General features: G+C 74.7%; 19 protein-coding genes. 11 read left to right on the top strand and 8 right to left on the bottom strand.

Annotated elements, in window-relative coordinates:
* Positions 1–77 precede the first annotated feature (77 nt).
* Complete coding sequence (locus OG455_RS35375; RefSeq protein ID WP_266300369.1) at positions 78–605, top strand: peptidylprolyl isomerase; 528 nt, start codon at positions 78–80, stop codon at positions 603–605.
* A gap of 172 nt (positions 606–777) precedes the next feature.
* On the opposite strand, the gene OG455_RS35370 is transcribed toward OG455_RS35375, so the two are convergent.
* Positions 778–1659, bottom strand: a complete 882-nt coding sequence (locus OG455_RS35370) for an inositol monophosphatase (RefSeq protein WP_266300368.1) — start codon at positions 1657–1659, stop codon at positions 778–780.
* Between the two features lie 10 nt (positions 1660–1669).
* The gene (locus OG455_RS35365) at positions 1670–2281 is read right to left on the bottom strand and encodes a bifunctional 2-polyprenyl-6-hydroxyphenol methylase/3-demethylubiquinol 3-O-methyltransferase UbiG (protein WP_266300367.1); all 612 of its coding nucleotides are present in this window, start codon (positions 2279–2281) and stop codon (positions 1670–1672) included.
* Positions 2282–2408: 127 nt separating this feature from the next.
* Here OG455_RS35365 and OG455_RS35360 point away from each other — a divergent pair, with 127 nt between their 5' ends.
* A complete protein-coding gene (locus OG455_RS35360) occupies positions 2409–3185 on the top strand; it encodes a LamB/YcsF family protein (protein ID WP_266300366.1) in 777 nt (258 codons plus the stop codon).
* A gap of 271 nt (positions 3186–3456) precedes the next feature.
* Here the strand turns inward: OG455_RS35360 and OG455_RS35355 are convergent, their stop codons facing one another.
* Positions 3457–3645: a hypothetical protein gene (locus tag OG455_RS35355; protein WP_266301104.1), complete on the bottom strand. Its 189-nt coding sequence runs from the start codon at positions 3643–3645 to the stop codon at positions 3457–3459.
* Here OG455_RS35355 and pxpB point away from each other — a divergent pair.
* The 4 genes from pxpB to OG455_RS35335 all read left to right on the top strand — a co-directional run bounded on the left by pxpB (position 3619) and on the right by OG455_RS35335 (position 7854).
* On the top strand, positions 3619–4332 hold the full coding sequence (gene pxpB, locus OG455_RS35350; RefSeq protein ID WP_266301073.1) for a 5-oxoprolinase subunit PxpB: 714 nt from the start codon (positions 3619–3621) through the stop codon (positions 4330–4332). The two genes, OG455_RS35355 and pxpB, sit on opposite strands and share 27 nt — an antisense overlap.
* Positions 4329–5306: a biotin-dependent carboxyltransferase family protein gene (locus OG455_RS35345; protein WP_266300365.1), complete on the top strand. Its 978-nt coding sequence runs from the start codon at positions 4329–4331 to the stop codon at positions 5304–5306. Before pxpB ends, OG455_RS35345 begins: the two co-directional genes overlap by 4 nt.
* Before the next feature lie 186 nt (positions 5307–5492).
* Positions 5493–6545: a MerR family transcriptional regulator gene (locus OG455_RS35340; protein ID WP_266300364.1), complete on the top strand. Its 1053-nt coding sequence runs from the start codon at positions 5493–5495 to the stop codon at positions 6543–6545.
* Position 6546: 1 nt separating this feature from the next.
* Positions 6547–7854: an MFS transporter gene (locus OG455_RS35335; protein WP_266300363.1), complete on the top strand. Its 1308-nt coding sequence runs from the start codon at positions 6547–6549 to the stop codon at positions 7852–7854.
* Between the two features lie 87 nt (positions 7855–7941).
* Here the strand turns inward: OG455_RS35335 and OG455_RS35330 are convergent, their stop codons facing one another.
* Complete coding sequence (locus OG455_RS35330) at positions 7942–9432, bottom strand: HEAT repeat domain-containing protein (RefSeq protein ID WP_266300362.1); 1491 nt, start codon at positions 9430–9432, stop codon at positions 7942–7944.
* A gap of 290 nt (positions 9433–9722) precedes the next feature.
* Between OG455_RS35330 and OG455_RS35325 the strand changes: the two genes are divergently transcribed.
* Both OG455_RS35325 and OG455_RS35320 read left to right on the top strand, forming a co-directional pair.
* A complete protein-coding gene (locus tag OG455_RS35325; RefSeq protein ID WP_266300361.1) occupies positions 9723–10169 on the top strand; it encodes a hypothetical protein in 447 nt (148 codons plus the stop codon).
* Positions 10170–10342: 173 nt separating this feature from the next.
* A complete protein-coding gene (locus OG455_RS35320; protein ID WP_266300360.1) occupies positions 10343–10519 on the top strand; it encodes a hypothetical protein in 177 nt (58 codons plus the stop codon).
* An 8-nt stretch (positions 10520–10527) separates the two neighbouring features.
* Here OG455_RS35320 and OG455_RS35315 read toward each other — a convergent pair whose 3' ends face one another.
* A complete protein-coding gene (locus OG455_RS35315; protein ID WP_266300359.1) occupies positions 10528–11997 on the bottom strand; it encodes a hypothetical protein in 1470 nt (489 codons plus the stop codon).
* A gap of 556 nt (positions 11998–12553) precedes the next feature.
* Between OG455_RS35315 and OG455_RS35310 the strand changes: the two genes are divergently transcribed.
* Entirely contained in the window at positions 12554–13678 is a 1125-nt protein-coding gene (locus tag OG455_RS35310; RefSeq protein ID WP_266300358.1) for a phosphotransferase, read from the top strand.
* 87 nt (positions 13679–13765) lie between these two features.
* Here OG455_RS35310 and OG455_RS35305 read toward each other — a convergent pair whose 3' ends face one another.
* The 3 genes from OG455_RS35305 to OG455_RS35295 form a co-directional block, all read right to left on the bottom strand.
* Entirely contained in the window at positions 13766–14893 is a 1128-nt protein-coding gene (locus OG455_RS35305) for an acyl-CoA dehydrogenase family protein (protein ID WP_266300357.1), read from the bottom strand.
* A 626-nt stretch (positions 14894–15519) separates the two neighbouring features.
* Entirely contained in the window at positions 15520–16014 is a 495-nt protein-coding gene (locus OG455_RS35300; RefSeq protein WP_266300356.1) for a hypothetical protein, read from the bottom strand.
* A 715-nt stretch (positions 16015–16729) separates the two neighbouring features.
* Positions 16730–16927, bottom strand: coding sequence for a DUF397 domain-containing protein (locus OG455_RS35295; RefSeq protein ID WP_221521773.1), 198 nt, complete (start codon positions 16925–16927; stop codon positions 16730–16732).
* Between the two features lie 379 nt (positions 16928–17306).
* Between OG455_RS35295 and OG455_RS35290 the strand changes: the two genes are divergently transcribed.
* Together OG455_RS35290 and OG455_RS35285 are read left to right on the top strand one after the other, a co-directional pair.
* A complete protein-coding gene (locus OG455_RS35290; RefSeq protein ID WP_266300355.1) occupies positions 17307–17822 on the top strand; it encodes a PTS-dependent dihydroxyacetone kinase phosphotransferase subunit DhaM in 516 nt (171 codons plus the stop codon).
* A 290-nt stretch (positions 17823–18112) separates the two neighbouring features.
* A complete protein-coding gene (locus OG455_RS35285) occupies positions 18113–19276 on the top strand; it encodes a polysaccharide deacetylase family protein (RefSeq protein WP_266300354.1) in 1164 nt (387 codons plus the stop codon).
* Positions 19277–19291: the final 15 nt, after the last annotated feature.

Genomic DNA, 19291 nt, shown 5'->3' with positions numbered 1-19291 from the left:
CCTCGGCGGGAATCAGGACACCCGCCCCGTTCCACCCTTACGGTGAGGCCGACCGCCAGACCGAGGGAAGGCATGACATGGCCGAGCAGCTCTACGCGACCATCAAGACGAACCAGGGCGACATCGAGGTGCGGCTGCTGCCGAACCACGCCCCGAAGACCGTGCGGAATTTCGTCGAGCTCGCCAAGGGCGAGCGCGAGTGGACCCATCCGGAGACCGGCCGGCCGACCACAGCCCCGCTCTACGACGGCACCGTCTTCCACCGGGTGCTCGAAGGCTTCATGATCCAGGGCGGTGACCCGCTGGGGAACGGCACCGGCGGCCCCGGCTACAAGTTCGCCGACGAGTTCCACCCCGACCTCGCCTTCACCAAGCCCTACCTGCTCGCCATGGCCAACGCCGGCCCGGGAACCAACGGCTCGCAGTTCTTCATCACCGTCGCCCCCACCACCTGGCTGACCCGTAAGCACACCATCTTCGGCGAGGTCACCAGCGACGCCGGCAAGAAGGTGGTGGACGCCATCGCCACGACCGCGACCAACCCGGGCAACGACCGTCCGGTCGAGGATGTCGTCATCGAGTCGGTCGTGATCGAGACCCGCTAATCCAGCGAAGGACCGACGAAGAACCGGCGAAGGACCGACGAAGGACCGACGAAGGAATCCGACCAGATCTCGGCGACGACGGCCGGCCCGCAGGCTCACAGGCTCACAGACCCGCGGTGAGCGGGCCCGGGACGGGGCAGCCCACTCACCGCGGGAGCCACTGCCTGCCTGCTCAGTCCTCCAGGGCTGAGCGGACCGCGGCCCAGCAGTGCGGGTCGGCCACGGCCAGCAGGCCGGTCCGCTCGTCGGTCACCCGGTACTCGCTCCCGTCCAACCGACGCACCGCACCGCCGGCTTCGCTCAGCAGCAGCGCGCCCGGTGCGTGGTCCCAGGGCAGGGTGCGGTGGTAGCGGAGGAAGTCCAGCTCGCCGTCGACCAGTTGGGGGTAGTCGATCCCCGCGCTCTTGGTACCGCTGCCCAGCGCGGCGAACCGCCCGGCGGCCCGCTCGACCCTGGCGCGCGCGGCCGGGTCGAGGAACCGGGTGAGCGCGGCCCCACGCAGCGCGCCGAGGTCGCTGGTGGCGCCAGGGCCGCCTGGCGAGCCGTTGCCTCCGGGGCCGCCAGGGCCGCCGGGGCCGCCAGGCGAGCCAGGCGCGGGTACGGGCGCCATGGCCGGTGCGCGCCGCAGCCGCACCCCGTCCCGCCAGGCTCCCGCGCCCAGCTCCGCCGTGTAGGCGCGCCCGGTCGCGGGCTGCACGATCCACGCGGCCACCACCTGCCCCGAGCGCACCAGCGCCGCCATCACCGCGTAGTGCGGCCGTCCCGCGACGAAGTTGGCGGTGCCGTCCAGCGGATCGACCAGCCAGGCGGCGGGCGCCTCGCGCAGCGCGGCCACCAGCCCCGGCTCGGCAGCGCTCGCCTCCTCGCCCACCACCGGGACGTCGAGCAGCGCGCGCAACCGCGGGGTGATCAGCTCCTCGGCCTCCTGGTCGGCGGCGGTGACCAGTTCGCCCGGACTCTTCTCGGTCACCTCACCCTCCGCAAGTGCTCGGTAGCGCGGCAGGATGGCGGCCGCGGCCGCCTCGCGGAGGATCTCGGTGACTCGGTCCATCATGATCGTCATCCTAGGCGGGCGCCCGGTAGACCAGCAGGTACCGCCAGAACAGCAACCGCCGCACCCGTGCTCCGGGCAGCAGCAGCGCCGCCTGCCGCCGCACCTCGGCGTACGGCAGCCGGGGCGGCGCGACCGGCGCGGCCACCTCCGCCGGGGCACCACCGCGCAGCCACTCCCCCGCCGCCACCGTCACCCGGAACACCGCGTTGACCGGCACCGCCGTCAGGCTCCACGCCCAGTCCACCGCCGACTCCTCCGGCGCGCAGCCGAGCACCAGCAGCACCCCACCAGGCGCGAGAGCGGCCCGTAGCCGACCGACGGTCTCGAACGGCAGATGGTGCAGGCTCGCCAAGCAGCTGATCACGTCGTACGCCCGGTCGGGCAGCTCGGTCTCGGCGAGGTCCTGCCGACGGAACGTCAGTCCGGCCATGCCGGCCGCGGCCTCGCGCGCCGCCTCGATCACCGCCGACGAGCTGTCCAGCGCGGTCACCGCGATCCCGCGCGCGGCCATCCGACGGGCGAACCGGCCGGTGCCGCAGCCCACGTCCAGGGCCGTCCGCGCACCGGGCGGCAACTGCCTTGTCAACAACCGGTGGTAGAAGTCGTTGTGGTTGAACGCCATGGTCCGACCCTGGCACAGCCGCACCCGAATGCGTGCGCCCGAACGGGGTGACCTGGGCGGCCCTGGCCGGGAGTCAGGCCCTACCATCCCCTCAGGCGTCTGCGGCAGCTCTGGGAGGCAGTGGCTCGTGACCGGTACGGTGATCGATCTCAACGCGGATCTCGGTGAGGGGTTCGGACGCTGGACGCTGACCGACGACGAGGCGCTGCTCTCGGTGGTGACCAGCGCCAACGTGGCCTGCGGCTTCCACGCCGGTGACGCGTCCACGATGCGCCGCGTCTGCTCGCTGGCTGCCGAGCGGGGGGTGCGGATCGGGGCTCAGGTCTCCTACCGGGACCTGGCAGGCTTCGGGCGGCGGCCGATGGAGGTGCCGCCGGACGAGCTGGCCGACGAGATCGCCTACCAGATCGGCGCGCTGCAGGTCTTCGCCCGGGCGGCCGGCTCGCGGGTGAGCTACGTCAAACCGCACGGCGCCCTCTACAACAAGGTGGTGGCGGACAGCGAGCAGGCCGAGGCCGTGGTCGCCGGGGTGCTGCGCGCCGGGGCGGTCTGCGACGGGCCGCTGCCGGTCCTCGGGCTGCCGGGCTCCAAGCTGCTGCAGGTCGCCGAGGGGGTCGGCCTGCCGGTGGTCACCGAGGCGTTCGCCGACCGCGCGTACACCTGGGCGGGCACCCTGGTGCCGCGCAAGGACGCGGACGCGGTGGTGCACGACCCGGAGACGGTGATCGCACGGGCGGTCGGCATGGCCCGGGACGGGCTCGTGACCGCGATCGGCGGCGAGCCGGTCGCGGTTGACGCCCGCTCGCTCTGCGTGCACGGGGACACACCGGGCGCGGCCCAGCTCGCCTGGCGGGTGCGGGGAGCATTGGCCTCGGCGGGGATCCGGGTGGAAGCCTTCACCTGATGAACTGTCGGGGGGCAGAATCATCGAATGCGGGACGGTCGACTGGCGAACGGTCGACTGGCGGACGGTCGACTGGCGGACGGTCGGACGTCCAAGGGGGAAGTGGCAATCTGGCGCCGGGCGACCGAGGGGCACCAATGGTCCGGAGAGCAGACGGTCGGCAGCCGGAGGATCGAGTGACAGACGATCGAGTTGGCAGGCAGTCCGCTCCGCAGACGGTCGAATGATGGACGATCAAGTGACGGGTACTCGGATGGTCGATGATCAGATGTCAAGCGGTCGCACAATCGATCGTCGGAAAGTAGATGGTCGAATCACTGACGATCAGCCGGAGAACGATCGGTGTTCCGACGGCCTGGTGGGAAACGATCAGACAGGCAACGACCAGCCAAGCGACGATCGGACAGCCGACGATCAGCCTACGGATGATCGACTGACGATCCGTCCCTTCGGCGACCACGCACTGCTGCTTGAGGTCGCCACCGGCGACCAGGTGGCAGCGCTGTATTCCCGCCTGCTGGCCGAGCGGGAGCGCGGGCGGCTGGGCGAGGTCGCGGAGATCGTGCCCGCCGCGCGCACCGTGCTGCTGGACGGCGTGGCGCAGCCGCACGAGATGGCCGCGCTGCTGGCACCGTGGCGGGTGACCGGCGCCGAGCCGGTGGCCGGACCGCTGCTGGAGATCCCGACCGTGTACGACGGCGCCGACCTCGCGGAGGTGGCCGCGCACTGGGGGGTGACGCCCGAGGCGGCGGTGGCGCTGCACAGCCGGATCGAGTACCGGGTGGCGTTCTGCGGCTTCTCGCCGGGCTTCGGCTACCTGACCGGCCTGCCGCCCGAGCGCGAGGTGCCGCGCCGGGCCACCCCGCGTCCCGTGGTGCCGGCCGGGTCGGTGTCGGTGGCGGGACCGTACACCGGGGTGTACCCGCGCTCCTCCCCCGGCGGCTGGCAGTTGCTGGGGCGCACCGCGCTGGTGCTCTGGGACACCGGGCGAGAACCGGCCGCACTGCTCACCCCGGGGGTGCGGGTTCGGTTCGTCCCGGTGCGGGGCGAACCCCTGGGGTGCGGCTCGGCGCGGGACGCGCCGGCGCGGGACCTGCCCGTGCGGGACGCGCCGGTGCGGGACGCCGCGACCGGGGGTGGGGTGTGAGGGCGTTGAGCGTGGTGCGGCCGGGGCCGCTGACCACCGTGCAGGACCTGGGGCGTTCCGGTGTCGCGCATCAAGGCGTGCCACGGGCCGGGGCGCTGGACCGGCCCGCCCATGTGGCCGCCAACCGCCTGGTCGGCAACCCACCCGGGGCCGCCACTCTGGAAACGACGCTCGGGGGTGTCACGGTCCGCGCGGTGGGCGGGCCGCTCTCGGTGGCCGTCACCGGTGCGCCCGCCGGAGTACGGGTCGACGGACGTCCCGCGGCTTGGGGTTCGGCCGTGCGGCTGGAGGTCGGCGAAACACTGGACGTCGGCCCGGCCGACTTCGGCGTCCGCAGCTACCTGGCGGTGCGCGGCGGGATCGCGGTCCCCCTGGTGTTGGGCAGCCGCTCGGCCGACCTGCTCACCGGTCTGGGGCCCGCGCCACTGCGGGCGGGTGACCTGCTGCCGGTCGGTGACCCGCAACCGACCGGTTACCCGCTGGCGCTCCCGCTCGGCGCGAGCGGAGCCGAGGCCGGAGCGGTTGAGGCCGGAGCAGCTGAGGCCGGAGCAGCTGAGGACGAAGACCTCGGTACCCGCGCCCGGCCGTGGGGCGCCGACCTGGTGCCGCTGCCCGGGATGCCGACGGAACTGGTGCTGCGCCTGCGCCCGGGCCCACGCGCGGACTGGTTCCTGCCGGGCTCACTGGCCACCCTGGCCCGGGCCCGCTACCGGGTGGCGGCGGCCAGCAACCGGATCGCCCTGCGCACCGAGGGCCCGGGGTTGGACCGGCTGCGGCACCAGGAACTGGCGAGCGAGGGCATGGTGCTGGGAGCCGTGCAGGTACCGCCGGACGGGCAACCGGTGGTCTTCCTCGCCGACCACCCCACCACCGGCGGCTACCCCGTGCTCGGAGTGGTGCCGGAGGCCGACCTGGCAGCCGCCGCGCAGGCCAGGCCGGGGGTCACGGTACGGTTCGTCCCAGCACCGAACTGAGCCCGCCACGCCACGCCGAGCACGCCAAGCCACGCCACGCCACGCCGAGCAGGCCAGGCCAGGCAAGGCCAGGGCAGGCCGAGCAGGCCACGGCCGGGCCGGGGTTGACCTTGCCCCAGGGGGAAGCCCGAGCATCCTGGGCACCGGGCACCGCGCCCGGTACGACGAGGAGGGGACGGGGAAGGGTTGGACCGGCTGACCATCGGGGCGTTCGCCCGGGCCTGCGGGCTGACGCCGAAGGCGCTGCGCATCTACGACGAGCTGGGCCTGCTGCGCCCGGCCGAGGTGGACCCGCTCTCCGGCTACCGGTTCTACGCCCCTGAGCAGTTGGAGCGCGCCCGCCTGGTGGCCCACCTGCGCCGGATCGGCCTGCCACTGGCCCGGATCCAGCAGGTCTGCGAACTGACGCCCGTTCAGGCGGCGGCCGAGCTCGGCGCCTACTGGGACGGGGTGCTGGCCGACACGGCCGCCCGGCAGGACCTGGTCACCCTCCTCCTCGGCCACCTCACCGGGAGCACGCGAATGACCACCACACTGCGGCTGCGCTACGCGGCCCGTACCGACCGGGGCCTGGTGCGGGCCCACAACGAGGACACCGCGTACGCGGACGGTTCGCTGCTGGCCGTCGCGGACGGCTTCGGCGGACCGCAGGCGGCCGGTGCCGCCGTCGAGGCGCTGAAGCGCTTCCCATCGCGGCACTTGGAACCGGAACCCACCGCCGCCGGGCCCGGCGAGCTGCTGAACGCGCTGGCCGAGGCCGTGCGCGCAGGGGTGGACGCAGCACCGGGCGAGGCCGGAACCACGCTGACCGCGCTGCTGCTCGCCGGCTCGCGGCTGGCCCTGGTGCACATCGGCGACTCCCGGGCGTACCTGCTGCGCGACGGGGAGCTGTTCCAGATCACCCACGACCACACACTCGTCCAGGCGATGGTGGACGAGGGCCGGATCGCCGCCGCCGAGGCCGCCTCGCACCCGCAGCGTGCCATGCTGCTGCGCGCACTCACCGGCCCGGCCGGTGAGGCACGGCCCGACGTGTCGCTGCACAGCGCGCGGCTCGGCGACCGCTACCTGCTCTGCTCCGACGGTCTGAGCACGGTGGTGGCACAGGACAGGCTGCACACCGCGCTGAGCACCATCGCGGACCCGGACCAGGCCGTGCAGCAGCTGATCACGCTGGCCAACCGGGCCGGCGGACCGGACAACATCGCCTGCGCGGTGGCCGACGTGGTGGCGGCCTGAGATGCGCTCGGCCCTGCTCGACCCGCGGCCGCTGCGGCTGCCCGATTTCCGCCGGCTCTACCTCTCCTCCGCCGTCACCGCGGTCGGCGGCCAGCTGACCGCTTTCGCCGTACCGCTCCAGCTCTACCGGCTGACCGGCTCCTCGCTCTGGGTCGGACTCGGCAGTTCGGCCGGGCTGCTGCCGATGGTGCTGGCCGCCCTCTGGGGCGGCGCGGTGGCCGACACCGCGGATCGGCGGCGGCTGCTACTGCTCGGCAACACCGGGATCGCCCTCTGCTCGCTGCTGCTCTGGGCACAGGCGGCGGCCGGCCTGGCTTCGGCGCCGCTGCTGCTGGTCCTGATCGCCGCGCAACAGGCCTGCTTCGGCGCCAACTCCACCGTGCGGGGCGCGCTGGCACCCCGCCTGGTGCCCGCCGAACTCCTTCCCGCCGCCAACGCGCTGCAATCGATGCTCAGTTGGCTGGGCGGCATCGGCGGTCCGCTGCTCGCGGGCATCCTGGTCGCGTTCACCGGCCTGGGGCCGCTCTACCTGCTGGACGCCCTCGCGCTGCTGGCTGCCCTGCTCTGGGTGCGGAAGCTGCCGCCCCTGCCGCCGACGCTCGCCGAGGGCGCCGCCGACAGGACCGACAGCACCGCCCCGGCGGGCCGCTCCCCGCTGCGCGACATCGCCGACGGGTTCCGCTATCTGGCGGGCCGGCGGATCCTGCTGGTCGCCTATCTTGCCGACTTCACCGCGATGTTCCTCGGGATGCCCGTCGCCCTCTTCCCGCAGCTCGCGCGGCAGGGCCTCGGTACGGCGGCGATCGGTGTCCTCTCGGCGGCGCTCTCGGGGGGCGCGGTGCTCGCGGGTGCCCTCTCCGGCAGCTTCGTCCGGGTCCGCAGGCACGGGGTGATGGTGACCTGCGGGGTCTGCGGTTGGGGCCTGACGATGGTCGGCCTCGGCCTGGTGCGCTCGCTCTGGGCGTCGGCGGTGCTGCTCGCGCTGGGCGGGGCGGGCATCGTGGTGCTGAGCGTCTTCCGCAAGACCATCCTGCAGAGCGCCGCCACCGACGGGATGCGCGGGCGGCTGCAAGGCGCGGACACGGTGATCGCGGCCGGCGGGCCCCGGCTGGCGGGCCTGGCGCACGGCGCGGCGGGCACCGCCCTCGGCACGGGCTGGGCGATCAGCGGGGGCGGGCTGCTGGTGGTGCTGGTGATGCTGGCCACCGTGGCGGCGGCACCCGCCTTCTGGCGCTACCGGCCGGTCCCCGCTCCCCTCACTGCGGCACCCGCCTCGGGCCCCGCGCCCAGGCCGGCCCACGCAGACTGAGCCCGCCCGTGGCGTCGGGCCCTGCCGCGGCCGGTCAGCACGGCCGCGGCGGTCAGCACGGCCGCGGCGGTCGCCCTGCCGCGGCGGTCAGCGCGGCCGCGGCACCGACCCCGTGTGGTCGCCGCCCGAGGCCATCCCGGCGGAGCCGCGTGAGGTGAGCCGGCCGCGCACGGCGGCGTGCACCTCGGCCTCCTCGGCCGGATCGGCGGCCAGCCGGCGCAGGCGTTCCAGCACCCGGGCGTCGCCCGTGGTCACCACGTGGTGGGCGGCCAGTTCGCGGGTGGTCTCCTCGCAGTCCCAGAGGCACTCGACGGCCACGCCGCAGGCGAAGTACGGGTCGGTGACGGCCAGTGCCCTGGCCGCGCGGCCGCGCAGGTCGGAGGAGGCGGCCTCGCCGTAGACGTGGCGCAGGATCGGCACGGCTTCCACGGCGGCCAGCCGCCCCGCGCCGTCCACCAAGCCGCCCAGCCCGGGAGCGCGCACCCCGCGCACCAGCATCCACTGCCGCAGCCCGGCCACCAGGGCGGGGGCGTCGGCCGACTCGCCGATGTCGGCGAGCAGCAGCACCGCGGCCTCGCCGAGGGCGCTGTCGACGCCGCCGGCGGCCGGGTCGGCCCAGCGGCGGGCCCGGGCCAGGGCGCGCGGGCCGCGCATCCTGGCCAACGCGTCGAGCGCGGCGCGGACCACCCGCTGGTCGGGGTCGGCGGCGGCCGCCTCGATCAGCTCGGTGAGGGCCTCGTCGTCCTGGTCGACCAGGTGGCGCAGCACGGCGCGGCGGGCGCCCTCGGCACCGTCGCGGGCGGCGGCGAGCAGGGTGTCACGGTCCTCGGGGCGTGCCACGGCGGCCAGGCAGCGGGAGGCGGCCGCGGCCCGGCGCTCGATGGCGGCCTGGTCGGGGCGGACGACGTTCTCGGCCTGGTCGGCCCAGGCGAGCACATCGGTCACGCTCCAGCCCGGGGTCACCCCGCCGCCGCGGCCCAGTTGGCGCTGCCAGAGGTCGAAGGGGGACTGCTCGCTCGCGTCGGCGATCCGCTGGTGGTGCTCGGCCCACAGCCGCCACGGCCGCGGTTCGTACGCGGCACGGATCGCGGCGCGCAGGTCGGCCTCGCCCTGCGGGGTCTCGGGGAAGCGGCTCAGCACGGCGGGGGCCAGCGCGAGCAGCGCGGCGTCCTCGTCGCGCAGGCCGAGCTCGTCCAGCGCCCAGGCCCAGTTGGAGCCGGTCTCGGCGTACTGGCGCAGCAGCAGCAGCGCGTCGCGGCGGCCGTAGCCGGCCAGGTGGCCCAGGACCGCGAGGGCCAGGCCGGTGCGCTGATCATCCGGGTCGAGCAGGTCGTCGAGGTGGGACAGGTGCCGCTCGATGCCGCCGAGCGGGGCTTCCAGGTCCATGTAGACGCGTGCGTAGTAGAGGGAGCGGTTCTCGACCTGCCAGTCACCGCGCGGGTCGCTGGTGACGCACTCCTCCAGGGCGGCGATCGCCTCGTCACGGTCAGCTGCGAGCGCATGCAACTGCCCGTCACCGCGTCCTCGCTGAAGCAGGCCGAGGAGGCTGTTGCTGGGGGCTATCACGGGCTCGAACATGAGGTCAGCATCCGTTGCGGCGGTCGTCGTGGCAACGGGATTTCCGTCGCCGGGGGTCTGGTGGTCACGCTGGGCGGGCGCCCGGGCGCCGGAATCACCGTAGGTTACCGCCTGCCTGCCCATGACGCACACATCTCAATCGGATCCGGCTGGATCGGGGGACCGATCGGCATATGCCAGGTGAAAGTTCCCTGCGTTTCTGCCATTCTTCCCACACGGACGGTGATGCTGTGCGACAGTCGTCACCACCGCTCCTCCGTTCACCTCTACCTGCCTTGGCGGTCCCGCCGATGAGTCTCCCCCTGAGCAGCGAGTCACCGGCCGCACCCGCGACGACACCGTCCACGGCACCGTCGAACACGGCAGCGGGCGCACCGTCGAACACGGCAGCGGGCGCACCGTCGAACGCGGCAGCGGTGACCGCGGCCGCCGCCGTCGAGTGGGACCTGGTCCGGGACACGGTGCGCTGGTCCGCGGCGGCCTACCCGATCCTGGCCCGCGATCCCGAGCTCGGTCCGCTGACCCTGGACCAGCTGCCGGGCCAGCTGGTCCCGCAGGACCGGCCGGCGCTCTGCCGGATGGTGACCGAGGCGCTGGTGCACGGCCGCCCGCTGGACGGGGTGGTCCGGATCCACCGGCCGACCGGTCCGGCCGCCGCGGTGCACTGCTCCGGCCGCCCGGTGCTCGGCCCGGACGGCCAGGTGGTCTCGCTGCGGATGCGGATCCGCGCCTGCTGACCCAGGGCCGCTGCCCGAAAGTCGCTGTCCGAAGGCCGCTGACCTCCGCGCGCGACCGCTCGGGTACCGCTCGTGTCGTGGCGCCCTGGGCGATCAGCCGTCACCCGGCCCGACATATGCTGTCCGCCGCAGCGTCAGCAAAGGGCGGACCTGCACCAAGGGAGGACCGTTCCATGGAAAGCCAGATTCTTCACAAGGCCGCATTCCTGCTGCACGACTGCCACGAGCCCGAGCAGGTCGTGGTGGAGCGCCTCAAGGAGTACTTCCCCGCGCTGAGCCTGGTCGAGCGCGAGCGCTACGTCCAGGAGGCCTGGGACCAGGTGCACACCGCGGCTGTCGACACCCTCTGAGGCCGGCGCTACTCGGCGGGGCGGCGGGCCGGCGGTACCGCCGCCCTGATCTCGGCCCGCAGCTCGGCCACCGCCGGCAGCCCCTGGTAGCGCGCGGCCAGCTGGTCCATCCGGTACAGCCGGTCCCAGGTCCGGTGCGAGGACGTGTCACCGATCCGCTCCAGCGCCTCCCGGGTCTGCCGCAGGGCCTCCTCCGGCTCCCCGGTGAGCCAGTGCACCGAGGCGAGCGTGACCAGGTCCAGCACCGTGGACCGCTCCTGGCCCTGCCCGGCACGCAGCCGCATCGCGGCCCGCACGTGGGCCACTGCCTTCTCGGCGGCGTCCGGATCGTGCTCCGCCAGGGTGCGGTAGACCAGTGACTGCATCCCGTGCAGCTCGGCCTCGTTGAAGTTCTGCATCCAGTCCGGCTGCGGCTCGGCGGCGCCCCGGGTGTAGTACTCCTCGGACTCGCCGAGCAGTCGGGCCACCTCCTGGGTGCGGCCCAGCGAGGCCTGGGCCCAGGCCTCCACCGTGTTCAGCATCGCCCGGTTCAGCGGCCCCATGGCGGGGCCGGCGCCCGCGTGGGCCATCCGCATCAGGTCCAGCGCCTCGGCGGCCCGGCCGTGGTGCAGCAGTTGGCGGGCGCAGCGCGAGATCGCCTCCCCCGCTCTTGGCCGGTCGCCGGCCTCCTTGGCCGCCTGCGCGGCGATCACGAAGTAGCGCTGCCCGGTCGACTCCAGGCCGACGTCGTGCGACATCCAGCCGGCCAGCGCCGCCAGGTTGGCCGCCACCAGCCACAGCCGCCGCGCTGCCTCCGGGGGGTGCGGGTGGGTCAGCAGGCCGCCCACCTCGTTGAGCTGGCCGATCACCGCCTTGCGCTGCAGGCCGCCGCCGCGTGAGGCGTCCCAGGCCCGGAAGACCTCGAACGAGCGCTCCAGCGCGGCCACCTCCTCCAGGCCGGCCGGGCCCGGCTCGTAGACGTCCACGATCGGCCGGCCCGGGGTGCCGGTGATCACCTGGCGCGGCAACGAACGGCTTGCCGCATACGCGACGCTGTCCCCGGAGAGCCAGCGGTAGAGGGAGTCGGGGATGACGGAGGCGCCCGGCAGCTCCGTGACGGTATCGGCCAGTCCGCGTCGGTTGAGCATGAGATCCATTCCCGTGAACTCGGTGAGGATCTCGGCCGTCCGCTCCGGCTCCTCGGCCTCGGCGGTACCCGCCCTGGCCGAACTGGATCGCCGTTGTCGTGCCAGACCGAGGTCCTCCATGGAGACGACACGGCCGAGCCGCTCGGTGAACACCGCCGCCAGCACCCGCGGCACCGGATCGCGCGGGATCTCCCCCCGCTCGATCCAACGCCGCACCCGCGAAGTGTCGGTGGACAGCTGCTGCTGCCCCATCGCCGCTCCCCGCCGGTTGACCAGCCTGGCCAGCTCGCCCTTGGACCAACCGGTCAGGGCGAACAGGTCGGCGAGTCTGGTGTTGGGTCCGCTGCTCACATCAAGCCCCCAGGCTCCTCGGCTGCTTCGAGCCTAATGGCCTGTCACATGCCAGGCGAGCATTCGCCAGGCTTCGCCAGGGCACGCCAACTGGTGAGCCAGTGCGGCCGAGGTGTCAGGTAGAGATGCGCAACCCCACCCCGGGGCCGAGGAGTCCTCCGGGCCCTGGAAACAGTGGCCGCGGCAGCGATCCGGGAGCCGGCGGCGGGCCGCTGGTCGGCCTGGCGAAAGGGGGTGGCGCGACCGGGTGGCGCGTCGGCGCCGGGCCCGGCCGATCGCACGGACCAGCGCATTTCCCCAGGGTGCGCGGGTCCGCTCGGGCGGCCGGTCCCGGCCCGAGGTCCGCCCACCCGCGGAGCCCCGCCCGTCCCACCCATCCCGGGCGGCCCCCGCGCCCGGGTACGCCGGAGCGCGCCCCCGTGCGCCGTCGTACACACCAGCGAGCCAGGTCGTACGCAGCTGCGAGCCGGCTCCGCCGGTACCAGCGCCTGACCACGCCAAGGCCGCCGCCTTGGCTGACATATGCCGTCGGCAAGGAAGGGAATCCCTCCCCCTCATGTACTCCTCCGCGACTTCCCCCACCGCGCCCCGGACCGGCATCCCGCAGCGGCCGCCGTCCTCCGTGGCGGTCCGCCGGCCCGGGCCGAAGCCTGCCCTGCCCGCCCGTCCGGCCGGGCGCATCGAGGCACCCGCCTACCTGCCGCGCGCCGGTGAGCGCCTGCTGCGCCCCCGCATGCCCCAGCAGGCCGCCCCCGTCGCGGAGCGGACGGACACCGTCGCCCTCGCCACCCCGGCCGTGCGGGCCGCGCTGGCCCACATCACCCGGATATGTCCCGCCTTCTCGGCGCGCCAGGTGCTGCGCGAGGACGGGGCGCACATCCTGATCACCGGGCTGATCGGGCGCACCGCGGTGGTCGCCAAGTGCCTCTCCCCGCAAGCGGTGCAGGGCGAGCGGCGGGCTGTGCTGGTGGAGCGGTTCCGGCGCGAGGTGGCGATCTACCGGGGGTTCGTCCGGCACCGGCCCTCGGTGCGGATGCCGCGCCTGGTCGCGGCCGACCACGACCGCTGCGTGCTGGTGCTGGAGCGGATCCCCGGCCGGCCGGCCGCGATGGAGCGCCACCCGGCCAACGCCCCCACCCCCGGCGAGGTGCGCGCGATCCTGGGCTCGATCCGCTCGCTCAACCTGTGGCGCCCGCCGGTCGACGTCTTCCACCAGCCGCTGGACTACCAGTTCGAGATCGGCCGCTACCACTCCGTCGGTCAGCTGACCGACCGCGACGCGAGCGACCTGCGCCAGCTGCTGCACGGCCTCTCGCACACCGGCTGGCAGCTGTGCCACGGCGACGCACTGCTCGGCAACATCATGCTGGCGCCCTCCGGGCCGGTGCTGCTCGACTGGGAGCAGGCCGGCTGGTACCTGCCCGGCTACGACCTGGCGGTGCTGTGGAGCGTGCTCTCCGGCGACACCGCGGCCCGCCGCCAGATCAGCCAGCTGGCCCAGCTCGACGGCACGGTGGCGCGGGACGCCTTCCTGGTCAACCTGGTGCTGGTGCTGATGCGCGAGCTGCGGATCTACGACGTGCCCGGAGCCGGCGAGGAGCAGCGGCTGATGATCCGCCGCCTCTACGACGACGCGGCGCTGGCCCGCCGCGCGGTCCGGGCAGCGGTGGGCACCCGCTGAGCCTCGGCGGGCCACCGCCGCGCGGTCCCTGGCGCGCGGCGGGGCCGTGCGGGCCCTGGCGCCGTCGCCCCGGCGGCTGACGCCCGGTCAGCCGCCACCACGCGGGCGCGGCGGCGGAGCCAGCGCCGCCCGGCCCGCCTCGGTCAGCACCTGCTCCTCGCAGCGCGCGTGCACCCGGCAGCTGAGCGCGTCGCGCAGGTAGCGCTCCAGCGGGTGGCGCCGGCTCAGCCCCGGGCCCCCGGTGAGCGCCACCGCCCGCTGCACCGCGTCGACCACCGCGCGGGTGGCCAGCAGCTGGGCCGCGCCGGTCCGCGCCGCCGCGCCGCTCTCTCCCGCGTCGATCCGGCCGGCCAGGCCCAGCACCAGCTCCTCCGCCCCGACCAGCGCGCTCTCCATCTCGCCCAGCCCGAGCTGGTACCGCGGCAGGGTGCCGAGCGGCTCACCGAGGTTGGCCGGTGTCCTCTGACTCAGGAACCGGACCAGCCAGTCCCGGGCCGCGCGGCCCACACCGAGCTGCACGGCCGCGAGGGCCAGGTCCCGCCAGGCGGTGTTCGACGCGGCCGCCGGGTCCGGCCCGGCGTCGAGCCGGCGCAGCCCGACCGCCGCCTCGGCCGGCACCGCGACCTCACTGAACACCACGTCATGTCCGGCGCTGGCGCGCAGACCGAGCTGGTCCCAGACCGGGTCGACCTCGACCCCCGCGCTCTCGCCGCGGACCAGGAAGAGGCCGGTGCGCGGCTCGGGCTCATCGGTGACCGCCCGCACCGCCAGCCAGGCCAGCGCCTCGGCGCCGGTGCAGCCGCTGCGGCGGCCGGTCAGCAGCCAGCCGGTCCCGTCCCGGCGGGCCAGCGGCAGCGCGGGCTCCCCCGGTTCGACGTCGAGCGTGCTGACCAGCGCCGGGCCGCGCCGGGACTCGGCCAGCACCCGGCGGTAGGCGGCGGCCGGCCAGCTGCCGACGCGGTCCTGCTCGGCGTGCAGCAGCAGGGTCTGGGCTGCGACCAGGGCCACCGAGGCGTCGCCCCGGCCCAGTTCGGCCAGTACCCGGACGGTGTCCGCGAGGCCGCCGGCCGGGCCACCGAAGCGCCGACCCACCGTCAGGGTGAGCAGGCCGGCCTCGTGCACCGCCTCGATCCCCTGGTACGGGAAGGTCGCGTCCCGGTCGTGCTCCTCGGCTCTGGCGGCCAGCAGGTCCACCACCCGGGGCAGTTTGGCCATCGCCTCGGCCAGCGCCGATGGGGTGTCCGTCTCCTTACCGGGTTCGGCAGTTGACGAACGGTCCGCTGCTGACCGGGCGCCCGTCGAGCGGCCGGGCGCCGCGTGATCGGCTGCCGCGTGATCGGCTGCCGGGTGATCGGCTGCTGAGCGACCCACTGCTGAGCGATCGGTTGCTGAGTGGTCGGCCGCGGGGCGGTCCGCTGACGAACGGTCGGTGCGAGTGGTCATGGCGCTGCTGCCTCCGGGCGGCCGGCGTGGGGGCTCGGCAGCCGGCGTCGGCTGCACGGCGGTGGGAGCGTGCGGGAACGCGGGGCACGGCCGCTCTGGCATGGGGCAGCACGGCCGTCCTCGCCGATCGGACGCTCGGGAGCCGGGTCGGCGCCCCGCGCGGTCCGGGCAGGCCCTGGTGCCGCGTCAGGCAACTTTTGCGCGACGGGGCGAAGGTTGCCTGACGCGGCACTAGCGACAGAGGGCGCTGGCGGTCCGCCGCAGGTCCAGGTAGCTGCGACTGGTCAGCAGCGGGCGGCGGGACGACATGCTGGTGACTGTACGAAGTGTTGATCGAAATCGTCAAGCAACGCTCGAACAGCGGTCGAGCGGGCGCGGTCGGCCGCCCGCGCTCCCGGTCAGCCCTGCTGGAACAGGTCGGCCGGCAGCGGCTTGAGCAGCTGGTAGAGGTCGTCCGCGATCGGCCGGTCCCAACTGGCGATGGTGACCTGGACCTGGTCGCTGCGGTCGAACTGGGCGCAGAAGACGCGCTCCTCGGAGACCTTGACCTTCTTCACGATCAGCAGGTCGTCGCCGAGCATGACCGGGAAGTCCTCGGCCGAGACGAAGTCCACCGGCTCGTCCAGCTCCAGCGCCGCGAGCAGTTGTCTGATCTCGAACGGCACGCCGTCCTCAGGATCGCGGGCCGGCGATCCGTCCGGCAGGTTGCCGATGAACATCGCCGGGCCGCGACCGCCGAACAGGTCGTAGCGCAGGAAGATCCCCTGGCAGGAGCCGTCCGGGCCGGTCATCACCGCGGCGCCGAAGAGGCCGGGCCAGTCGCCCGGATCCATCGCGAGGACGTCGAAGTCCGGGCCCGCGGGGGTGCCGGAGCGTCGGCGGAGGAATGACATGTCGCCATCGTACGTGCCCGGGGGCGCGCGTCGGCACGGGGCGCCGCCGAGGCGCGTTCGCCAAGCGTTCACGGAGCCGCGAGCTCCACGCTCCGAGACGAATGTTGACGCTGAGCAACCGTCCGGGCTACGGTCGCGATGTACGGCAGCTGCTGTGGACCCGCTCCACGTGGGGGTGGCCTGCTGTGGCGCATTCGCGTGCGCCCATCCACCCCTGCCTCCCTTGGCACGGGCCGTACAGCGACTGCGGCCTCGCACCACCACAGCTCGTTGATCAGTGCAACCTTTTCAGCTTCGCCATCTTTCACACCCAAAGCCTGGTTCGTGGGTTCCCCGACTCCGTCGCGCCCGCGAACCACGCCTGGGACACCGACGCGTGGGGGCGTTCGGATCCCGGGCACCGGCGGCCTGGGCCACTGGCCCCGCCGTCAGCCTCCCGGCGGCGCCGGTCTTCGCGGACCGGCGTCGGGGACAGCCGGAGGGAGCCCGGTTTCGCGAACCGGGCCGCACAGCAGGCGCCGTGCACGACCGCGTGGGGGCGGTCGGCACGGCGCCTGCCTGTTGCGCGGGCGCGCCGACGGGCCCGCGCCCCTGCGGGCGGCGGGGAGCGCGTAGCGCGCCGCCTCGATCGGACGCGGGGGGCACGGACGCCGAAGGCCGCCGATCACGAGAACCGGCGGCCCTGGGCCGTCCCTGTGCGACGCTCGAGCTGACCTCAGGTCAGGTCGAACTCCCCGTCCTGGGCGCCGAGCACGAAGGCCCGCCACTCCTCCGGGGTGAACACCAGCACCGGCCCGTCCGGGAAGCGCCCGTCGCGCATCGCGATGTAGCCGTCCACGAAGGCGATCTGCACGTCGCCGGGCGAGCCGTCCTCCTGCTTGGCGGAGAGCCACTCGGCCCCCGTGGTGTCCAACGTGGGCTTGCGCGCCGGGGGAACGGCGGCCCGGCCCTGGGCGCTCTGGTCGGCGCTGGTCTCGGTTGACACTGGTCCTACTCCTCCCGAAGATCCTTCAGCCCGGCCAGCGTATCCGTCCGGGGAGCCTCCGGAGCCGCCTGCGCCAGGACTCCTCCGGTCGGGGGGAGCCGGAGCGGAGCGGGCAGCGGGCGCGGGGGCTTCGTGCTAGGCCGTGTCTGACAATTCCCGCCGGGCCCGCGGGGCCAGCACTCCGTCAGGTCCGCCGCGAGGCCGGCGCGGGGCCGCTCCGGCGCGGCGGGACGGGCACGGCGGGCCGGGTTTGCGAGAGTGGGCAGCGAGTGGCAGGAGCACGGGCAGGAGAGCTTGGGAGCGGCCGATGGGGCAGATCAGCCCGCGGGGCGGGAGCGGAGCGGATGTCATCCCGATCAGGGAGGCCCCGTCGGCCGCCCGGGTGCCGGGCCAGGCGCCTATCCGCTCGGCCGCACTCGGCCGGGTGGGCGTGGTACTGGTCTCGCACAGTCGGGACCTGGCGCAGGACACCGCGGACCTGGCCCGGGCGATGGCGCAGACGGAGGATCCGGCCGCCGTGGCGGCCACCGGCGGCCACCCCGGCGACGGCCTGGGCAGCAGCGCCCTGCTGCTCGCGGCGGCCGCCCGGCGGGTGGACCAGGGGCACGGGGTCGCGGTGCTGGCCGACCTGCCGTCCGCCGTCCAGACGGTGCTGGCGGTGCTGGCGGCGGCGGACGAGCACGGGCTGCCGTTCCCGGTGCGGTTCGCCGACGCGCCCTTCGTGGAGGGCGCGGTGGCCGCCGTACTGACCGCCTCGGCGGGCGGCGACCTGGCGGCGGTGGTGGACGCCGCGGAGGAGACGTTCCGGCAGGGCAAGGTCTGAGCGGGCCGGATGCCGGCGGCGGCTGCCTCGATGGTCGATCAGGTGAACACTGCGCGATGGAAGATGTACGGAACATGTCCGATCGGCTGCGCCCGGCTCGCCCGGAGCGCCGGACGGCCTCACTGCCCCACATGTGGGGTTCCCCGCGGCCCGCGCGGGGCGGTCGCGGGGCGGCGGCAGATCGCTCGCACTGTCGGCCCCATCGCGTACAACCATCCGCGGGACGTGAGAGTCCGTATGACGTTGAGCGATTTCTTGCCGGGTCCGCCCGGCCATGCCTTGGGGGCACCGTGCCGCGACCGGATACCAGGACACCGGGCTTCAGGACACCGCACGTCGGGACACCGCACGTCGGGACACCGCACGTCGGGACACCGCACGTCGGGACACCGCACGTCGGGACAGCGAACGGCGGGCCGCAGGAGCTCGGGACAGCGGGCTGCGAGACGGAGGACTACGAGACACCGGGCTCCAGGTCGCGGGAGCGCGAGCGGGCGCGGGAGTACGGCGCCCGCCGGTTCGGCGCGCCCGACGCGCCCCAGCCGGCCGGCGCCGACCGGCTGGTGCAGTGGCTGCGCCACTCCCCCGCCCAGCCGCTCTTCCGCGCCCACGCGGCGCGCCGCCTGGTGGTGCTGGCCTTTCGCCGGGTGACCGACCGGCACGTCTTCGGCGCCCAGCTGGACCGGCTCTGCCGCGTCGCGGTGCCGGTCTCGCTGCGCGCCCTGGAGCAGGCGGTGCGCGAGGGCCGACCGCTGCCGCCGCGCAGTGTGCTGATCACCTTCGACGACGCCGACCGCGGCGTGCTGGACCACGCGCTGCCCGCCCTGACGGCCCGCGGGCTGCCGGCGGTGGCCTTCGTGGTCACCGAGCTGATCGGCACCGACCGCCCGTCCTGGCGGCAGGAGGCCGCTTTCCTGCTCGCCAACGGCGGCCACGCGCGCGCCGTCACCGCCGACGGCCTGGCCGCCCGGCTGGCCCAGCTCGCCACGCTGCCCGACCCGGACCGCCGCCGGAGCCTGCACGAGTTGCGGGTCAACTCGCCCGTCCGCCCGCCGCGCCGTGAGCGGCTGACTCCGGAGCAGCTGCGGCGGCTGACGGCCGCTCAGGTGGTGATCGGCAACCAGACCCTCGGCGACGCCGACCTGCGGCGCTGCGACGACGCCACCGTGCACGCCGAGATCCGCACCGCCCACCAGGCCCTGACCGAGTGGCTGGGCGCCGCCCCCACCGCCTTCGCCTATCCCGGCGGCCACCACGACCCGCGCGCCGCCGGGCTGCTGACCGACCTCGGCTACCCCACCGCCTTCGTGAACGACGACCGCCTCAGCCCCCGGCTGCCCCGCGAACCGCTGCGGGTGAGCCGGCTGGCGGTCGAGGCGGGGTGCGACGGCGCCCAGTTCGAGGCGGTGCTCTCCGGGCTCCATCCGGCGGTGCACCGCTGGCGGGGGGTGTAGCGCGGAGGCGGCGGC

Origin of the sequence: Kitasatospora sp. NBC_01287 (genome assembly GCF_026340565.1) — a bacterium.
Lineage (GTDB): Bacteria > Actinomycetota > Actinomycetes > Streptomycetales > Streptomycetaceae > Kitasatospora.
The sequence above is the reverse complement of the archived record's forward strand: the minus strand, read 5'-3'. Positions and strand labels throughout refer to the sequence as shown.